The sequence below is a fragment of the Crossiella sp. S99.2 genome (assembly GCF_023094165.1).
Classification (GTDB): Bacteria; Actinomycetota; Actinomycetes; order Mycobacteriales; family Pseudonocardiaceae; genus Crossiella.
The window spans coordinates 799,611-813,773 of record NZ_JALMDK010000004.1 but is presented as its reverse complement, the minus strand read 5'-3'; the positions used below and the strand labels follow the sequence as shown (position 1 = coordinate 813,773).

The 14,163-nt window shown below is 65.6% G+C and carries 14 protein-coding genes; all 14 read left to right on the top strand.

Annotated elements, in window-relative coordinates:
• The first annotated feature begins 1,057 nt into the window (after positions 1–1,057).
• The 14 genes from MZC64_RS19330 to MZC64_RS19265 all read left to right on the top strand — a co-directional run bounded on the left by MZC64_RS19330 (position 1,058) and on the right by MZC64_RS19265 (position 14,115).
• A complete protein-coding gene (locus tag MZC64_RS19330; RefSeq protein WP_247758129.1) occupies positions 1,058–1,801 on the top strand; it encodes a hypothetical protein in 744 nt (247 codons plus the stop codon).
• A 1,512-nt stretch (positions 1,802–3,313) separates the two neighbouring features.
• The gene (locus tag MZC64_RS19325; RefSeq protein WP_247758128.1) at positions 3,314–3,607 is read left to right on the top strand and encodes a hypothetical protein; all 294 of its coding nucleotides are present in this window, start codon (positions 3,314–3,316) and stop codon (positions 3,605–3,607) included.
• A gap of 741 nt (positions 3,608–4,348) precedes the next feature.
• Entirely contained in the window at positions 4,349–4,705 is a 357-nt protein-coding gene (locus MZC64_RS19320) for a hypothetical protein (protein ID WP_247758127.1), read from the top strand.
• Between the two features lie 295 nt (positions 4,706–5,000).
• Positions 5,001–5,270, top strand: coding sequence for a hypothetical protein (locus MZC64_RS19315; protein WP_247758126.1), 270 nt, complete (start codon positions 5,001–5,003; stop codon positions 5,268–5,270).
• Between the two features lie 363 nt (positions 5,271–5,633).
• Positions 5,634–5,978, top strand: a complete 345-nt coding sequence (locus tag MZC64_RS19310) for a DUF732 domain-containing protein (protein WP_247758125.1) — start codon at positions 5,634–5,636, stop codon at positions 5,976–5,978.
• Between the two features lie 291 nt (positions 5,979–6,269).
• Entirely contained in the window at positions 6,270–6,614 is a 345-nt protein-coding gene (locus tag MZC64_RS19305) for a hypothetical protein (protein ID WP_247758124.1), read from the top strand.
• Positions 6,615–7,068: 454 nt separating this feature from the next.
• The gene (locus MZC64_RS19300) at positions 7,069–7,800 is read left to right on the top strand and encodes a diguanylate cyclase domain-containing protein (RefSeq protein ID WP_247758123.1); all 732 of its coding nucleotides are present in this window, start codon (positions 7,069–7,071) and stop codon (positions 7,798–7,800) included.
• A gap of 721 nt (positions 7,801–8,521) precedes the next feature.
• Positions 8,522–8,767, top strand: a complete 246-nt coding sequence (locus tag MZC64_RS19295) for a hypothetical protein (RefSeq protein ID WP_247758122.1) — start codon at positions 8,522–8,524, stop codon at positions 8,765–8,767.
• A 290-nt stretch (positions 8,768–9,057) separates the two neighbouring features.
• Complete coding sequence (locus MZC64_RS19290; protein ID WP_247758121.1) at positions 9,058–9,546, top strand: single-stranded DNA-binding protein; 489 nt, start codon at positions 9,058–9,060, stop codon at positions 9,544–9,546.
• A gap of 200 nt (positions 9,547–9,746) precedes the next feature.
• Complete coding sequence (locus MZC64_RS19285; RefSeq protein ID WP_247758120.1) at positions 9,747–10,010, top strand: hypothetical protein; 264 nt, start codon at positions 9,747–9,749, stop codon at positions 10,008–10,010.
• A 438-nt stretch (positions 10,011–10,448) separates the two neighbouring features.
• Positions 10,449–10,871, top strand: a complete 423-nt coding sequence (locus MZC64_RS19280) for a hypothetical protein (RefSeq protein ID WP_247758119.1) — start codon at positions 10,449–10,451, stop codon at positions 10,869–10,871.
• A gap of 177 nt (positions 10,872–11,048) precedes the next feature.
• Positions 11,049–12,212, top strand: coding sequence for an NADAR family protein (locus MZC64_RS19275; RefSeq protein WP_247758118.1), 1,164 nt, complete (start codon positions 11,049–11,051; stop codon positions 12,210–12,212).
• A 158-nt stretch (positions 12,213–12,370) separates the two neighbouring features.
• Positions 12,371–13,078 carry a DUF4326 domain-containing protein gene (locus MZC64_RS19270; RefSeq protein ID WP_247758117.1) on the top strand — a complete coding sequence of 236 codons (708 nt, stop codon included), beginning with the start codon at positions 12,371–12,373 and terminating at the stop codon, positions 13,076–13,078.
• A gap of 257 nt (positions 13,079–13,335) precedes the next feature.
• Positions 13,336–14,115: a hypothetical protein gene (locus MZC64_RS19265; RefSeq protein WP_247758116.1), complete on the top strand. Its 780-nt coding sequence runs from the start codon at positions 13,336–13,338 to the stop codon at positions 14,113–14,115.
• Positions 14,116–14,163: the final 48 nt, after the last annotated feature.

The window sequence follows — 14,163 nt, the reverse complement described above, 5'->3', positions numbered from 1 at the left end:
GTGACACCGGGAGACACGATCGCCGTCCACCTCCCATCCTCCCGCTGGGCTGACCGCCGAAACCTGGTCGGCAAGATCCGGTCGGTTCGGGTACTGGCGGGCGGGCGGGCCCGGATCCTCGATGAGAACGGGCGATCCCTGGGCACAGTGGACTACGCCGTAGCCGGGATCTACCGCGACACCACAACCGGAGAAGACCGCACACCGACCCTGTGGGCAAGTGTGACGGTCCTCAAGCAGCGCTCGACAGAGCCGTTCCCGCTGCCTAATCCCGAGCACTACACCCAGGATCCGCCCGGATACCTGACCTCGAACCTGGTCTGCCACTGCGGCGGCCGCTTCTACTGCGGACACTGCGCCGAGGAGCTCATTCTCGTCCCTAGCCCCAACAGGAGTGATTGGCTAGCAGTGACGCTCGCCTCCAACCTCGCTACATGCCAGGGGCGCCACGACCAACAGCAACTCCCCTGGCAACGATCGATGCCACATACGCCAGCGCGCTGTACTCAGGCTGGCCCGCACCACCCACAGATCGCAGTACCGGAGTGCTGCGACTGGCCGATGGCATTGCTCCCGCAGGCATGGACCTGCCGCATCGACCGAGATCACCACCGCGCCTACATGCTGCCTCACCACAGTTGAGCTACCCAGGCGCTGACGACCACCAGCCGGCCGCACAGGAGCCCCGACGAGCTACCTGAACACGCACGCCCCACCGCGCAGTCCGAGGTCGAGCATCCCGAACTCACGCCCACCACCGGCCGACTGAGCCTGCCGCGTTCGCCCCGGCATGCACAACAACGTGTGATCGTACAATCCCTCCCCACTTCCGGCTATCGCAGCCCCTGGGAGGGCATAGGCGGAACGAAAACCAGTCCCGACCTGCTTCGGCCTCTGTCGAACCCCGCGTGCTCATCCATTCCGCAACCAGAGTCCACTGTGGACAACAGGCTGAGGGCCGGATGAACACTCAATGCCGATCTATCGGCCGACCCCTGGTCAAGCTCACAGCGAGGGCCGACCTGAACCGGCCGCACGCCCACGAGAGGACATGCCCATGTGGATCGAGTACAACAACGACAACCATCCGACCGGACAGACCCTCACCGATGCCGAAATGATGCAGCGCCTGAAGCCGGATGAGGACCAACAGGAACACCAGTGGAGGTCCAACCGCAGCGGAGACATCGTTGTGTACCGCCGCCGAGGCGAGGACCCGATCGAGGCCACCTACTATTACCGCCCGCACTGGCGATGCCGGAACAGTTGCATCATGCCGTGGGACCCCGAACACCTGTGGTGTCACGGCCAGGACAACCGCAAGTTCCTCACCGACCTCAGGATGGCCGACACCCTGATGGAGACGCTGATGAGGGTGAACCGGACGGATGCCTTCGGCGCGGACACAACGGATGTGCGGTGGTATGCCATCGACAACACCCAGAGGGTCTACGACGGTGAGGACGAACGCTTCAGCCCCTACGCCCACGTCTCTGCCGCGCTGAAACAGGCACTGTTCGCCGTGTGCGAGGGCAACATCCGCCGTGCGCAAGGACTGGAACGGCTCATGCTGGACAACCAGAGCAGCGCGACCGACAACATCCGGTCCGTTATGCCCCACACAACGATCGTCACAACCACCGCACACAACCACGAGCATGTCATCACCTACACCCAGTTCGACTTCATCTGCACCACCTGCCGCAGCCATTCCGCACCAGGCCGCTTCCAGATCAGCCCAGCCGGCGTAGCCCAGTGGCACAGCCACATCACCGACTCCCGGCCTGTTTCGCAGCCATGACGAGCACAGTGGCCTGTGATTGTCACGCGCTGGCCTCGAAATCACAGCTCCGGTGACCACGAGTTCCCCTGTCACCGCGGCCACCAGAGCCGCGGTGACAGGAGCGGACTACGCCAGCGGAACAGTCGACCACGGGCCAGACGGAGCGAAGCCGGTCGAACGTGGAATGGTGCTTGGAGCCCAGGCATCTCCGCACGGGAGTTGCAGTCGATGATTCTCCAGCCCCACCAGAGATCGGAACGGACCACGGCCGACACCGTGCTCCAACTCCGATAGAGGCAGCGCCGGGGCCCGCACCCGCAGCGATCTTCGCCCGCAACGCAGTACGGCCAGGCCGAGCCCAGCAAGTCAACCGTGTACCACCTGATGACCAGCGTGCACGTCCCGTTGCCTGATCACACTGAACAAACGGGGTCAGTGGCGGGCGCCGCAACTGCGGCGTCCGCGGCCACCCCGGCCGCGCGCCAGAGTCACTCCGGCACCCGACTCGGGTGGGGAACTGGCTGTGGAGCAGTGCTCTGAGTGGGGGCCTGCGCTCTGGACATGCGGTCCCACCGTCGGCGTGTGCGCCGCACTTGACGGGTTCGACGGTGGTGTGAGGACGGCGGATGGCACCACTGTGACGTCCCGCAGGGCTGTTGTCGGTCCCGAACAGCACCCACAGCCGTTGCCGCTCTCTCACGGCCACAGCCACCGATTCAGGCTGGCTGCAGGGACACACCTCCGATGCAGCCCCAAGACGGACGCGGCGCCAGCCGACACTGCCGCGGCCATCAACGGTGAGTGCAAAGCCCGCTGCTGCCCGAGGCGGCCCGCAGGTGTCACCGGAACTGCCCGGTGACACATAGGAGCTGAGCCCGGAGCTGCACACTGACCACAGGACGCCACCGCGTACCAACCTGGGGACAGTCGCGGTGACAACAGGCGTCGGGGGAGAAGGCGGCACGTGCCCGAAGAAGTGGCGATTCCGGAAGGCGCCCCCGTGAACTTCTATCAGAACTATGGCGGTGCGGCCTGCTGATCTTCACAAGGGAGTGAGAAGCTCAGTCGATTGCCCACCTCCACACAGAACATGGTGGGGGATTGAGAAGGCGCGTCGACGGCACTTCGCGCCCGGTGCCTGCCACCGCTATGAAAGCAGAGCCGGGGCGGCACGCCAGTAGGCAGACATGATCAGAACCAGCATGCGTGCCGCCCCGGCCCTGCTTGGGACACGGCAGCAGGCACCGGACACCCAGTGCCCGCCAACACACCACGTGCCATCAGCTGGCACATCACTTACGCCATGCTCCCGGCCGGTCCAGGAGGTCCTACTGACACCCGGTCTGGCCCAGGAGCCGGGCCAACGACGTCGACGGTGGCACCACAGCCCTGCCGCCTGAGCCAGGGCATTGAGAAGGTCCCTGTGCCTGACCAGCAGCAGGCATCGCTGTTGTCACGCTCCGACGAGCTGACGCATCCGTCCTTGCCCCAGACCAGGTCCCAGATCAGTCCGGAGAGGCTAGGTTCGCCGTGAACATCAGTGCCGAAGTCGACCGCTTTCTGACTGCGAAGGAACAATTTCTCGGCGCGATGCGCCGTGAGTTGCGCGATGAGGTCCCCGTGAGCGCGATCACTGAGCAGGTCGCGTCGGCATTCGGCCGCGACCAAGCTATGCAGTATCTGGCGGCCGTGTCTGTCCACGACGATGCGCTGAAGGCATTGCAGGAGAACGGGCTAGGGGCTGCGACACGTGTCCATGTAACGGGAATCCGTGCTCCGGGGGAAGCGACCTTGACCCTGGAACGCGACACCGAGGGAAGTTAGGACTGGGAGCGCCTACCCGGTCGACTCCGGAAAGCCCTGAAGGACATGCACACCAGCATCTCCTCCACCAGTAAGACCCGCGATCCTGACGCCACACCTACTTCGCTCCTGCTCGCCGGAATGCCCGTGCGTCTGGTCAGGACCAGGCCACGCGGCCCAGCCTCAGGCAACTGACACGGCGGCCGCTCCTACCGGCACCAGTCACGTCGCAAAGCAGGAGCGGCCAGCCTACAACCACTGTGCCCGCCCAGAACCGCAACTACCGCGACGCACGGAACCACGCGATCATCGGTAGCTCAGCGACAGTGCCGTCGATTACCCACGGACTTGCCATCCGGCAGCATGTACTGCCCGTCGTGTTTCCCCACCGCCGATCAGGCAGCAGAGATGCCCAGGACACAGCAACGGCTTCCTTCAGGCATCGGCCAGCACGAGAACGACCTCGACACGACACCTCGACACCTGCGGCCACAGGAAGCGCGCGCTGCCTCGGAGAGGGCCTGTCCTGCGCCTGCCAGGTGCCTCTTCGTACCTGGCCCCTGCTGATCACATTGAACTCGACTCGCCCGAATACGCACTGAGCCGACCAGATCAGAACTGGGGGAGGGACACCAGTCGCGGAAGACGACTCAGCGCACGATACCTCGCTGGGGTGCCCAGCGAAAAGAAGCTGGGCACCCCAGCGAGACAGGCACGGCCGACCCGCTACCGCGGACCTGCCGAGCATCGGAGTCGCCGACCATGTATCAGCGAATCATCGTCACGGGCTCTCCCTACTGGAACAACACCGCGATCATCAAAGCCGAACTCGCCAAGGTGTGGAACAAGAGGAACGTGCTGGTCGCCAGCGACGACAAGGACGGCGCCACCGCACTGTGCGTGGCCTGCTGGACGACCTGGGGCGGACGAGTCGAGATTTTTCGCCCGGACGAGGAGGAGCACGGCACGCGCGCCTGGTATCAGCGAGATCTGGACATGGTCGAAGAAGGCGCCGAACATTGCCTCGCCTTCGTTCTGGGCAAGTCGGGCGGAACGAATAGGGTAGTTGAGCTTGCCGACGAGGCCGGGATCCGACCTAAGATCATCCGGTCCTTCTAGCGCGGTGGGTCACCGCGCATCGAGCGACGGCGTGATGGGCTGGCTGATGCTGGACAGCGTCAACCAGCCCGCCGCTCCCTGGCTACTAGCACCAATCCAGTGGTGCGCCAATCCTCTGACCGGCATCGAAATCCCTTCACTCAAGGGGAATGCGCCGCGATCCTGCCCCAGTCCACTGCACACCTGCCATACGTGCCCGACTGCGCTACTGCAGGCCGTGGTCGGCCGGTGCCGGATCACCCCGGCCACCTGAGCTGAGCAATCACCTGTCCCACAACAACTGCAAGGAGCGTCGATGAACGAGGTTCACAACGTAATCAGCGGCAACGTCACCGGCGACGGCGTGCAGGCTGGCGAGATCCACGGCGGTGTCAACTTCCCTCTCCGTAGGAAAGTCACTCTCGACGGCGGCGGCGCCGAGAACCCGTCCGCCGCGGGCATTCTCGCTGAACTCAGCGCACACCTGGAGGACCGTTTGGTCACGCTGGAGCCCCTCCTGCCGCACAGTGCCGGGGCACTGAAAGAAGTCACGGCGGCCCTGGCCATCATCAACCGCCCGCAGTAGCACCCCCTGCTGAGTTGCCCCGGCGCCGCGCCGCAGCCAGTGCCGGGGCTCTCGCTCTTCTATGCAGCCGTTGCGGCATAAAGGATCTGACCCACGGCTGCGGTCAAGCACACGTGGTGCTCAGGACACCTCCTTGGCCAATCACGATCGAGCGGACACAGCTCGGGCACACCCCATGGACCGCGGCCATAGGCCCGCGAGGGCCTCCAGCGCCCCACACGGTGGCCGTAGCCCTCCCGGCGACGCAGTCCCCCCACCCTGTGATCAGCCGTTGCTGATTAGTCCAACACAACGCAGATGGGTTGCTGAGGTCACCTCAGCCCCGCACCCCGCCACGCCCATGAGACATAACAGGAGACTCCAGTGCGCAGCCCACACCCCGTCCTGACTGCTCTGACCCTCCTCCTCGCCGGCACCGTCCTCGCCGGCTGCGCCAACACGCCCTCCTCACCGGAGTTGACCACACCAGACGTGCTCTACCTCAACGAACTCCAGCACGGTGACGTCGACTCGCACCCCATCGACATCCGCATCGCTCGCGGCCGCGACACCTGCGTGTCCCTGGACAAACGTGCCACGGTGCCCGGTGCTGTGAACGCGCTCCGCCGCGACTTCTTTCCTGACCAGGCCAGCGTGGTTGTCATCGCTGCGATCCGCCACTACTGCCCGCACCACCACGGACTCCTGACCGTTCCCCAGCGCGGCTAGGCAGCACAGTCGGGGCCCCTGATTCATCTGGGGCACTGGTCAGCCCGCAGCTCCAGCCGGGAGCACGTCCGCCATCGCCGGCTGGAGCTGCGCAGCGCACCACGAAAACATCACCACAGAACAGGGAGGCCCCCGCCCTGCTGTGCACCTGCCACCGGCCGAGTGCACCAGATCGATGTCCTCCTGCCACCGGAGGTGGCTTCGGCCGCCGCCACGGGGCAGCCGCAGCCGTTGACGCCCACACCGTCACACGGCAGTCCACACCTGCACACCTTGAGAGGGAACGGATGCATGGATGACGACGATCCCACCTACCCAGCTGTCCTGGCCGAAATCGACCAGCAACTGGCCTTCACCCACGAAGGGATCGAGCAACTCACCCGACAGGCACAAGAGGCACTCGAGATCTGCTTGCCTGCCGAAGCCTGGGTCATCATGGGCCACAGCCTCGCCGCAGAGTTCGAGTGCACCGATCCCTATCGACGGTTCATGGTCCAGATGCTCGTCGCCCTCATTCTGAAACGGATCGACAGCCCCGAGATAAGCCACCTGCAGGATGTGCAGCTCGAAGACGGTCCCGACACCCCGTCGGACGCGGCACCACAGGGGAACACCTGTCCCACCTGCACTCGGTGAACCGCAAGGGCACCAGTGCAACCTCAGGTGAGACTCCCGGAGACAGTTGATGCGACGGGGAGAACCGCTGGCGGCGGCGGTCAGTCCGGTGCAACGACAGACGCACCAGCGACTCCGCCGCCGACGTGGTTGCGCTGAAACCCTTACCTGAGAGCGCAATCCCGAACCAGCGCTGGCCAGACGAAAAGTTTGAGCGAGCGTGTCACAGGGAGAGGGAGACAGGCCGCAGCGCCGTGTGGAAACGCCCCAGCGGAGCAGATGGCTCCGCCACCGTCAAGCGAACCTCCAGCGCCACCTTCCGCCACGCTGGAGGCGCTTGACGGCAGCAGAGCCACCCACTCGACCCGAGCATGTCCACGCGGCACTGCAACCAGTCTCCGGCGCAGAGCCGCCCCGTCACAGCTTGGGTACCAACCCGAGCTGCGCGCGTCAGCGTCTGTCCCGGGAGCCGGCCATGCCAATCCTGCTCGCCAACATCGCGTTGGGTCTCGTTGTCGCAAGTCTCATTGTGATCCTGCTGCACCGCGGAGAGCACGCTCAGCGGTGTATTGCCGTGCTGCACAGCAGGTTGTACGCCGCCCAGCACGACCCACTGACCGGCTTACCTCTGCGCGGCCTGTGGCGAGATACCGCAGTGGAGTCCATCGCCACCATGTCCCAGCCCGTCGTGTTGTTCGCCGATGTCAACGGCCTCAAGCAGGCCAACGACCGCTACAACCACGCCACCGGCGATGCACTGCTCAACGCCTTCGCCGCAGCTCTGCGAGCCAATTTCGGGCGCACCGCCGTCATCGGACGACTGGCAGGAGATGAGTTCATCATCCTGTTGGATGCCCACACCCTGGACTCCGACCAGATCCGGCTGGCGGTGACCCGCTGCACCGTGGACGGCGCTGAACTGAACCTCACACACGAAGACTTCACCGCAGGTGCTGCCTTCGGAATGGCCATCAGCCGCAGCACGAATCGCACCCCGGCAACTGTCACACCATCCACAAAGGACTGTGACTGGCGGGTGCGGCGGCTCATGACCCACGCCGACGATGCCTTGAAGGACGCCAAGGCTCTCTGTCACAGCCCCGGCTACAGCCAGCCCACGGCCCTGACCATTTATAAGGTGTCCGAGGCGACTGATGGTGCCCCCGTCGTCACCGGAACACGGGGGATGGCGGCCTTGCCCCGTTAGCAAACGCCTCGTTCAGCACCGCAGGTGCACCGGTGCCCCGCTGCGGCAACGCCGCCGGGGCAGCAGAGAGCTGAGCGGAGTGCACGATGCCGCTAGGAGAGCCATCGTGGACCGAACGCTGCTCGCTCAGTCCTGTGGCGACGAGCCTACCTCCCGCGACATCCAATGCAGGACAACCGAATAGTGCCGCAATGCCGATAGGTGCGAAAGGACATGCTATGCACACCTGGGCCGCTTTCCGGTGGAACAGCAAGGCTGTGAACGTTGTCATGGCCTACCGGGACTACGGTCGGTTCCCCACCCGAGACATGGCCCGGCAGGCGCTGCTGTCCGAGATCCAGAACGAGATCACCGGGTGGCGCCGGTCCCCGTCCAGACTTAAGCACAACCTCCTGCCCAAGCTGATGCGCATCCGCGCGGCACTGCAGCGCGACACGACCATCAACCGCGTGGTTGTCGAAGGCCTGAAGTTCGTCCTCGTCTCGCCCGAGCAGTTGGCCTGTGACCACGCGCAGCACGGTCCCGTGCTGTGCGACTGCCTGTCCACGAGTTGGCCGACCGCGCAGCCGTGTTCTTCCGTCCCCCGGAAGAGGTTGATCCGTCGCGGCAGACATCAGCAAACCGATGACCCACCGAGGCCTCGCCCTGCCCCCCCAGGCAGCACGCAGCCTCACCGCTGTGGTTGTGCACCACTGCAACCAACCCAACCCCAGGAGGACAGATGACGGGCGAGATCGTAATCGCCGCCCTCGGCGATGCAGACCGCACCAACGCAGGTCAGGATCCCCGTCAGGACAGGAAGCAGGAGAGCGTAGGCATGCAGCCTGATCCCGCCGATGACATCGAGCACTACAACGCCGTCGAGGCATTCCGACCGGATGACCTCGACATGGCGACTCACGACGAGCGCCGCTGCAACCTGCCAGTAGATGTCTGTCCCGCATGCAGCGCGGCCGAGCACAACTAGAGCCCGGCCCAGGGCTGGACGGTCAACCCCGAGATCTACGAACTGGGCGACCCCAACCCGAGCCGTAAGCCTGAACGTCACATCCTGCGCGCTGATCTGTGTCCTGTCAGTCCGCTCAGTCGTCGACTGCCGAGCGAGCTGATCCGGCAACTCTGAGGGCAACACCAACATCGTCTTTAGCTGCCGGCATGTGATTCCGGAACTGCAGCACGCTTCATCTGCTGACCGACCGTGAACTGTCAGCGACCGATCTGCACGAAACCATTTCGATACCTACTGGAGGATCAGCTATGGCCGGAGAAACGACGATCACGGTGGTCGGGAACCTGACCGCCGATCCGGAGCTGCGCTTCACCAAGTCCGGTGCGGCCGTGACAAGCTTCACCATCGCCTCCACGCCGCGCACGTTCGACCGCGCCAGCGGTGAGTGGAAGGACGGCGATGCGCTGTTCCTGCGGTGCAGCATCTGGCGCCAGGCAGCAGAGAACCTTGCTGAGTCCCTGCATCGCGGAGCGCGCGTAATCGCCCAGGGACGCCTGCGCCAGCGCTCCTTCGAGACGAAGGAAGGCGACAAGCGCACCGTCATGGAGCTGGAGGTCGACGAGATTGGTCCCTCGCTGCGCTACGCGACCGCGCAGGTCAAGAAGGCCAGCCGCAATACCGGATCCTCGGGCAGTTCGGAGGGCACCAGCAGCGCCGTTGCCCCTGCCGAAGACCCCTGGAGTTCGCCGCCGCCTGTTGGGAACGGCGGCGGTTTCGTCGACGAGCCGCCGTTCTGATCGTACCCGCGGTAGTCGGGCCCGGAGGTGAATCGTCCGGGCCCGACTGTTCGCACAGCCCCACATGAGGAGGAATTGTCCTGTCTCCGAACTCAGAGATCTCTGCTGACACCTCGCTCAGCTTCGACGAGCGGGCCGCGGAGTTCGCCCGGTCGAAGGGCTACTCGCCCTACACCGGTCCGGCCCTGGAGGGCACCAAGTTGCGGCGGCGGGAGGAACTCGTCCGCTGTCACGGCAACTTCGACGCTGGCTGGGGCACCGGTGAGTGGGTCTACCCCGGCCGGACCGTGATCGAGGTGCCCGGCTGGACCTGGGCGGTCGCACGCCCCGAGGACTGTCCGGATGTGCCGGTCACCCGGTGCTGGTACGACCGGGAAGGCTATCGCCTCCCCAATCTTCTGGGCTCGAACGCCCGCCGAGCCCTGGTCCTGCTGTGTGGGCTGTGCGGCCTGGATTGCACCTGATCGGCTCCTGATCCCAGTGAATGACGATCGCCGGTAGGTGAAGGGGACAAGGAACTCCGCCGCTACCTCGAAGCGAGTTCTGCAGCTGCTGACCGAACTCACGGTTCAGTCCACCACCGCGACTCCCCGTACAGCCGACCGCGCCAGGAGCTTGCCACAGCACCGCCAGGACATCCGGGCCGATCCGCCGCGACCCGCTGCCGTGGATGTCGGTCGACAGCAGCTCACACGGCAGAGGTTTTCCGTGCTCTCTGGCTAACAGAGCGAACGGCTAGCCAGGTCGCCACGACAGCAAGTCTCTGGCGGGTCACAACGCCAACACTCACAGCCAGGACGGTGCTTCGCACCAGTCCACCGCGGCCCCGGCCAGCTTCCTCACCGGCCGGGGCCGCCCCCTTTCCCTTGCCCTGCTTGAGCACTATCGCGAAGGAACCCGCCATGTCGCAGCGTCACCCGATCCAACGCGAACTGGACAGGAGCCTGGACGAACTCGCCGCACACATGGTCCAAGCCTGCTATCCCTTGATCCAGCTGGAAATAACCAGACTAGTGCGCTGTTTCGAGCCTGCCGCAACGGATCTCATCGTCGACTACCGCCACCCCGTGGTGTCGGTGGCAGGTCTCGGCATTGGCGAGGAAGTGATCCACGCCGATCCGGCACCAGCTCGCTGGAGAGACTGTCGCACCCCACAAGGCCTGCGGTGGTTCCAAGTGGCAGATCGGTGCAGAACCTATCTGAGCAAGGCCGTGCTTGTCGCTGCTGATCTGGGACGCCTGAGCTGGCGGGAACATGGCGCCATCCAGTGGGTAGTTCCTTTGGCACCCCCTGAGGCTCTCCGCGCCTTCAACAGCCCAGTATGACCGCAGAGAGCCAACTGCGACAAAGCCCGCCAGGCAGCCGCCGACAACCACCCTGCCGCGTAAGCACCTCGCGACTGACCACCACAAGAGTGGGGTCTGTGGATCCGGGCGACCGCTGGTGCTGGGTGCGCGAACTCCCCAGCACAGCATGGCGCCGGGGTGGGGGTGGAGCTTCCGATGCAGGCCGTAGGCACCCACCCCCACCCCAACACCATGCTCACCCCCGCTCGTCCACGCACCCAGCACCAACGGGTGCTTCACACCGCTGTGCTGCGGGCCGAGATGCTGAGGGTGAGCCTGATGACCACGATCTACCACGACCAACGACTCGACCTTGTCGACGGCTTCACTGAGGACTACGCACCGCTGTCGCTGTTCGCCCGGACTCCCGTGACCTGGGACGGCATCACCTACAACTCCGCGGCAGCAGCCGTGGCCGCCAGCCGCTTCGTGCTTCCAGCAACCCGCAAGCTCCTCCAGCGAACCGTGACCCCAGTAGAGGCCTGGCGCAAAGGAAGCCACCTGGCCGCTTGGGGAGACAACGCCCACGAGCTGCACCTGCCCGAGCGAGTCGACCAGGTACAGGAAGTCCCCTACTGGAGGGAACACCGCCAGTTCCAGGCGATGAAAGCCGTACTGGAAGCCAGGTTCGCCGCCCCAGCTCTGCGCGAACTGCTCCTCTCCACCGGCGACGCGCTCCTGGTCGCTCGGGACGAGCACCACGAACTGGACTGGGGATGCTGCTCCTGCCCCTCACACGCCACGACCCCCGGAGGCAATCGCTACGGCCGATACCTGATGTCCCTGCGGGCGGCCCTCCGCCCCAGCCAGCCCCGAGGCTGGGTCAGGGTCGCCTGCATCGGCCACAGCCCCGAGAAGCTGCCCGCGGGCAGCGCTGACTGGGTGCGAGAGGAACTCCACCGGGTCGCGGCCAGACTCACCCGCGAGTACCGCATGCAGGTGGCCATCAGCGGCGGCGCCCGAGGCAGCGATCTGTGGTGGGCCCAGGCTGCCCATGCTCAGGGCGCGGCAGTCTGGATGTATCAGCCCCACACCCGCCAGAGCGCCAGGTGGGACGAGGCGGACCAGGCAGAGCATCAGCACGTGACCGCACTGGCCGACCGGGTCACCGCCCTCCCCGGCACTTACAACGCCGGCTGCATGGCCGCCCGTAGCCGGTGGATGGTCCGCGACGCCGACCTGGTCGTCGCCGTTCTGGACTCCCGGATCTTCAGCGGTGCATCCTACGAGGCCGTGCAGACGGCCCGGCTCGACCGCCCGGTCATCCTCATCGACCCACACACCGGCCAGGCCTCACGGCTCAATCCCCAGCCACGCTGAGCACAACCACCTCTGCCGTCCGGTACCCGCCTGCGCCGAAGGCCGGTACCGGACGGAACAGCCGCACCGCAGACCGAACACTCGCTCGGGCCCAACTCGCTCGATAGCCGCCACCAGGTGGACGTGGCTGGAGTTCGCAAGAGGTAAAGGGGCAGAGGATGGCGCACCCGCTGGTAGTGCACTGCAGCTATTCACCCTACGACATCTACATCGGCCGACCGTCCAAGTGGGGCAACCCCTTCGTTATCGGTCGGGATGGCAACCGCGAGCAAGTGATCCAACGCTACGAGCAGTGGCTACTCGCCCAGCCCGCACTGATCGCCGCGCTCAGCGAACTCACGGGCAAAACCCTCGGATGCTGGTGCGCCCCGCACACCTGCCACGGCGACGTGCTCGCACGGCTGGCAGCAGAACGCACACTGACGCTCAACCCGACAATGCTGGCGACCAACAGGCAGGGGCAGCGGATTCGCTGCCGAACTCTCGTCCCGAACCGAGGTACGGGACGACGGATCCTGATCACAGGATCCCGGAGGTGGGCCGACCGGGCGATGATTCGCGCCGCGCTGGCCGAAGTGTGGAACCCGGACTCGCTCCTGATCGCAGGTGCCCGCCCGAAGGGCGCGGACGCGTTGTGTGAGGCGTGCTGGACCCGTTGGGGCGGAAGGGTCGAGCGCCATCCAGCGGACTGGAACCGTCATCTCCAGCCTGCGGGATTCGTACGGAACGAGGAGATGGTGAGGGCCGGTGCGGACCTGTGCCTGGCGTTCATCCGTGACAACTCACCCGGCGCGAGCAACACCGTCACCCTCGCCCGGAAAGCGGGAATCGAGACCAGGATCTTCCGCTCCTCGCTCACGACATGACCACCCACCGGTGCACAAACACCGAAGCCCCCGCTCACAGCGCTGACCCCACAAGCAGGCAGCGGATGAGGTGAGCAGGCCGGGGCAGAGCTGGCGGGTGGGCGAGCCCAGTGAACCAGGTCTGCGGGGGTGGGGCCGAGCCATGGCGGCTCGACCCCACCCCCGCAGACCTGGTCTAGCGAGCCCACTCACCCACCAGCCCCACCCCGGCAACCGTCGAGGACGCCAGGGCAGGTCACGACATCGGTTGGAGTCCTGTGTTCCCGCTTTCACCCGACATTCTCAAGTACGTCACGTTTCTCCGTGAATACGCCGCCTTCATCAACCCCCGCAGTGACGAGGCCCAGCGACAACTCGATGAGTTCCGTTCCATGCTGGTCCGGACCTACCCTCTTCGTCTGGCCGAAGTCAGCCAGCTGGCCTTGCAGATCCACCCTCGCGCTTTCGCGATCACCATCAGCAAGAGCGGGCCGGGGCCGCGGGAACTGCAAGGCATTCTCACCGCAGACGGCCCCGCGGTCTCGGCCGACTCCCCGCCGGCGATCACGCTGCCGCTCATGTGGCAGTTGCGAGCGGCAGTTCGCACGCTCGACTTCGGCGGCTTCCTCGGCGATGTCGGTGTACTCGGATGGGAGACCTACAGCCCGAGCAGTCACCTGGTCATGCTGATCCCGCCCATGGGGGTTGCGGCAGTCCAGCTGCAGCAAGCGCAGACCGCGGCCATGGGTGAGGCCGTGCGCGCTTGGCTGGGCCGCGTTGACTCCAGCCTCACCGACCACCGTCGCCGCGACCTGGATCGCCGTGTCGACGACGCCGCGCACTGCAACTGGTTCAGCATGACCCTGCGCACTTACGCCACGGACCGCCGCCACGGACCGGACCGAGAACACATCTACCCCCACAACAGGTTCCTCGACATCGCCGGATCGCCGTGGCCGGCCAGCTCACCAGAAGAATGCACCGCTGAAGACAGCCGATCCTGGTACGGCGGCGGTTTCTTTCTGCTGTGCAACGGATGCGGCCTGGATTGCACCTGACTTCCTGAATGGGCAGGCGTCACCTCCCCCGGGTGACCCCGAAACGCC

Coding starts and splice junctions, on each gene's coding strand:
- MZC64_RS19330 (WP_247758129.1), top strand. CDS start 1,058: ATGTGGATCGAGTACAACAACGACAACCATCCGACCGGACAGACCCTC.
- MZC64_RS19320 (WP_247758127.1), top strand. CDS start 4,349: ATGTATCAGCGAATCATCGTCACGGGCTCTCCCTACTGGAACAACACC.
- MZC64_RS19315 (WP_247758126.1), top strand. CDS start 5,001: ATGAACGAGGTTCACAACGTAATCAGCGGCAACGTCACCGGCGACGGC.
- MZC64_RS19305 (WP_247758124.1), top strand. CDS start 6,270: ATGGATGACGACGATCCCACCTACCCAGCTGTCCTGGCCGAAATCGAC.
- MZC64_RS19300 (WP_247758123.1), top strand. CDS start 7,069: ATGCCAATCCTGCTCGCCAACATCGCGTTGGGTCTCGTTGTCGCAAGT.
- MZC64_RS19295 (WP_247758122.1), top strand. CDS start 8,522: ATGACGGGCGAGATCGTAATCGCCGCCCTCGGCGATGCAGACCGCACC.
- MZC64_RS19290 (WP_247758121.1), top strand. CDS start 9,058: ATGGCCGGAGAAACGACGATCACGGTGGTCGGGAACCTGACCGCCGAT.
- MZC64_RS19280 (WP_247758119.1), top strand. CDS start 10,449: ATGTCGCAGCGTCACCCGATCCAACGCGAACTGGACAGGAGCCTGGAC.
- MZC64_RS19275 (WP_247758118.1), top strand. CDS start 11,049: ATGCAGGCCGTAGGCACCCACCCCCACCCCAACACCATGCTCACCCCC.
- MZC64_RS19270 (WP_247758117.1), top strand. CDS start 12,371: ATGGCGCACCCGCTGGTAGTGCACTGCAGCTATTCACCCTACGACATC.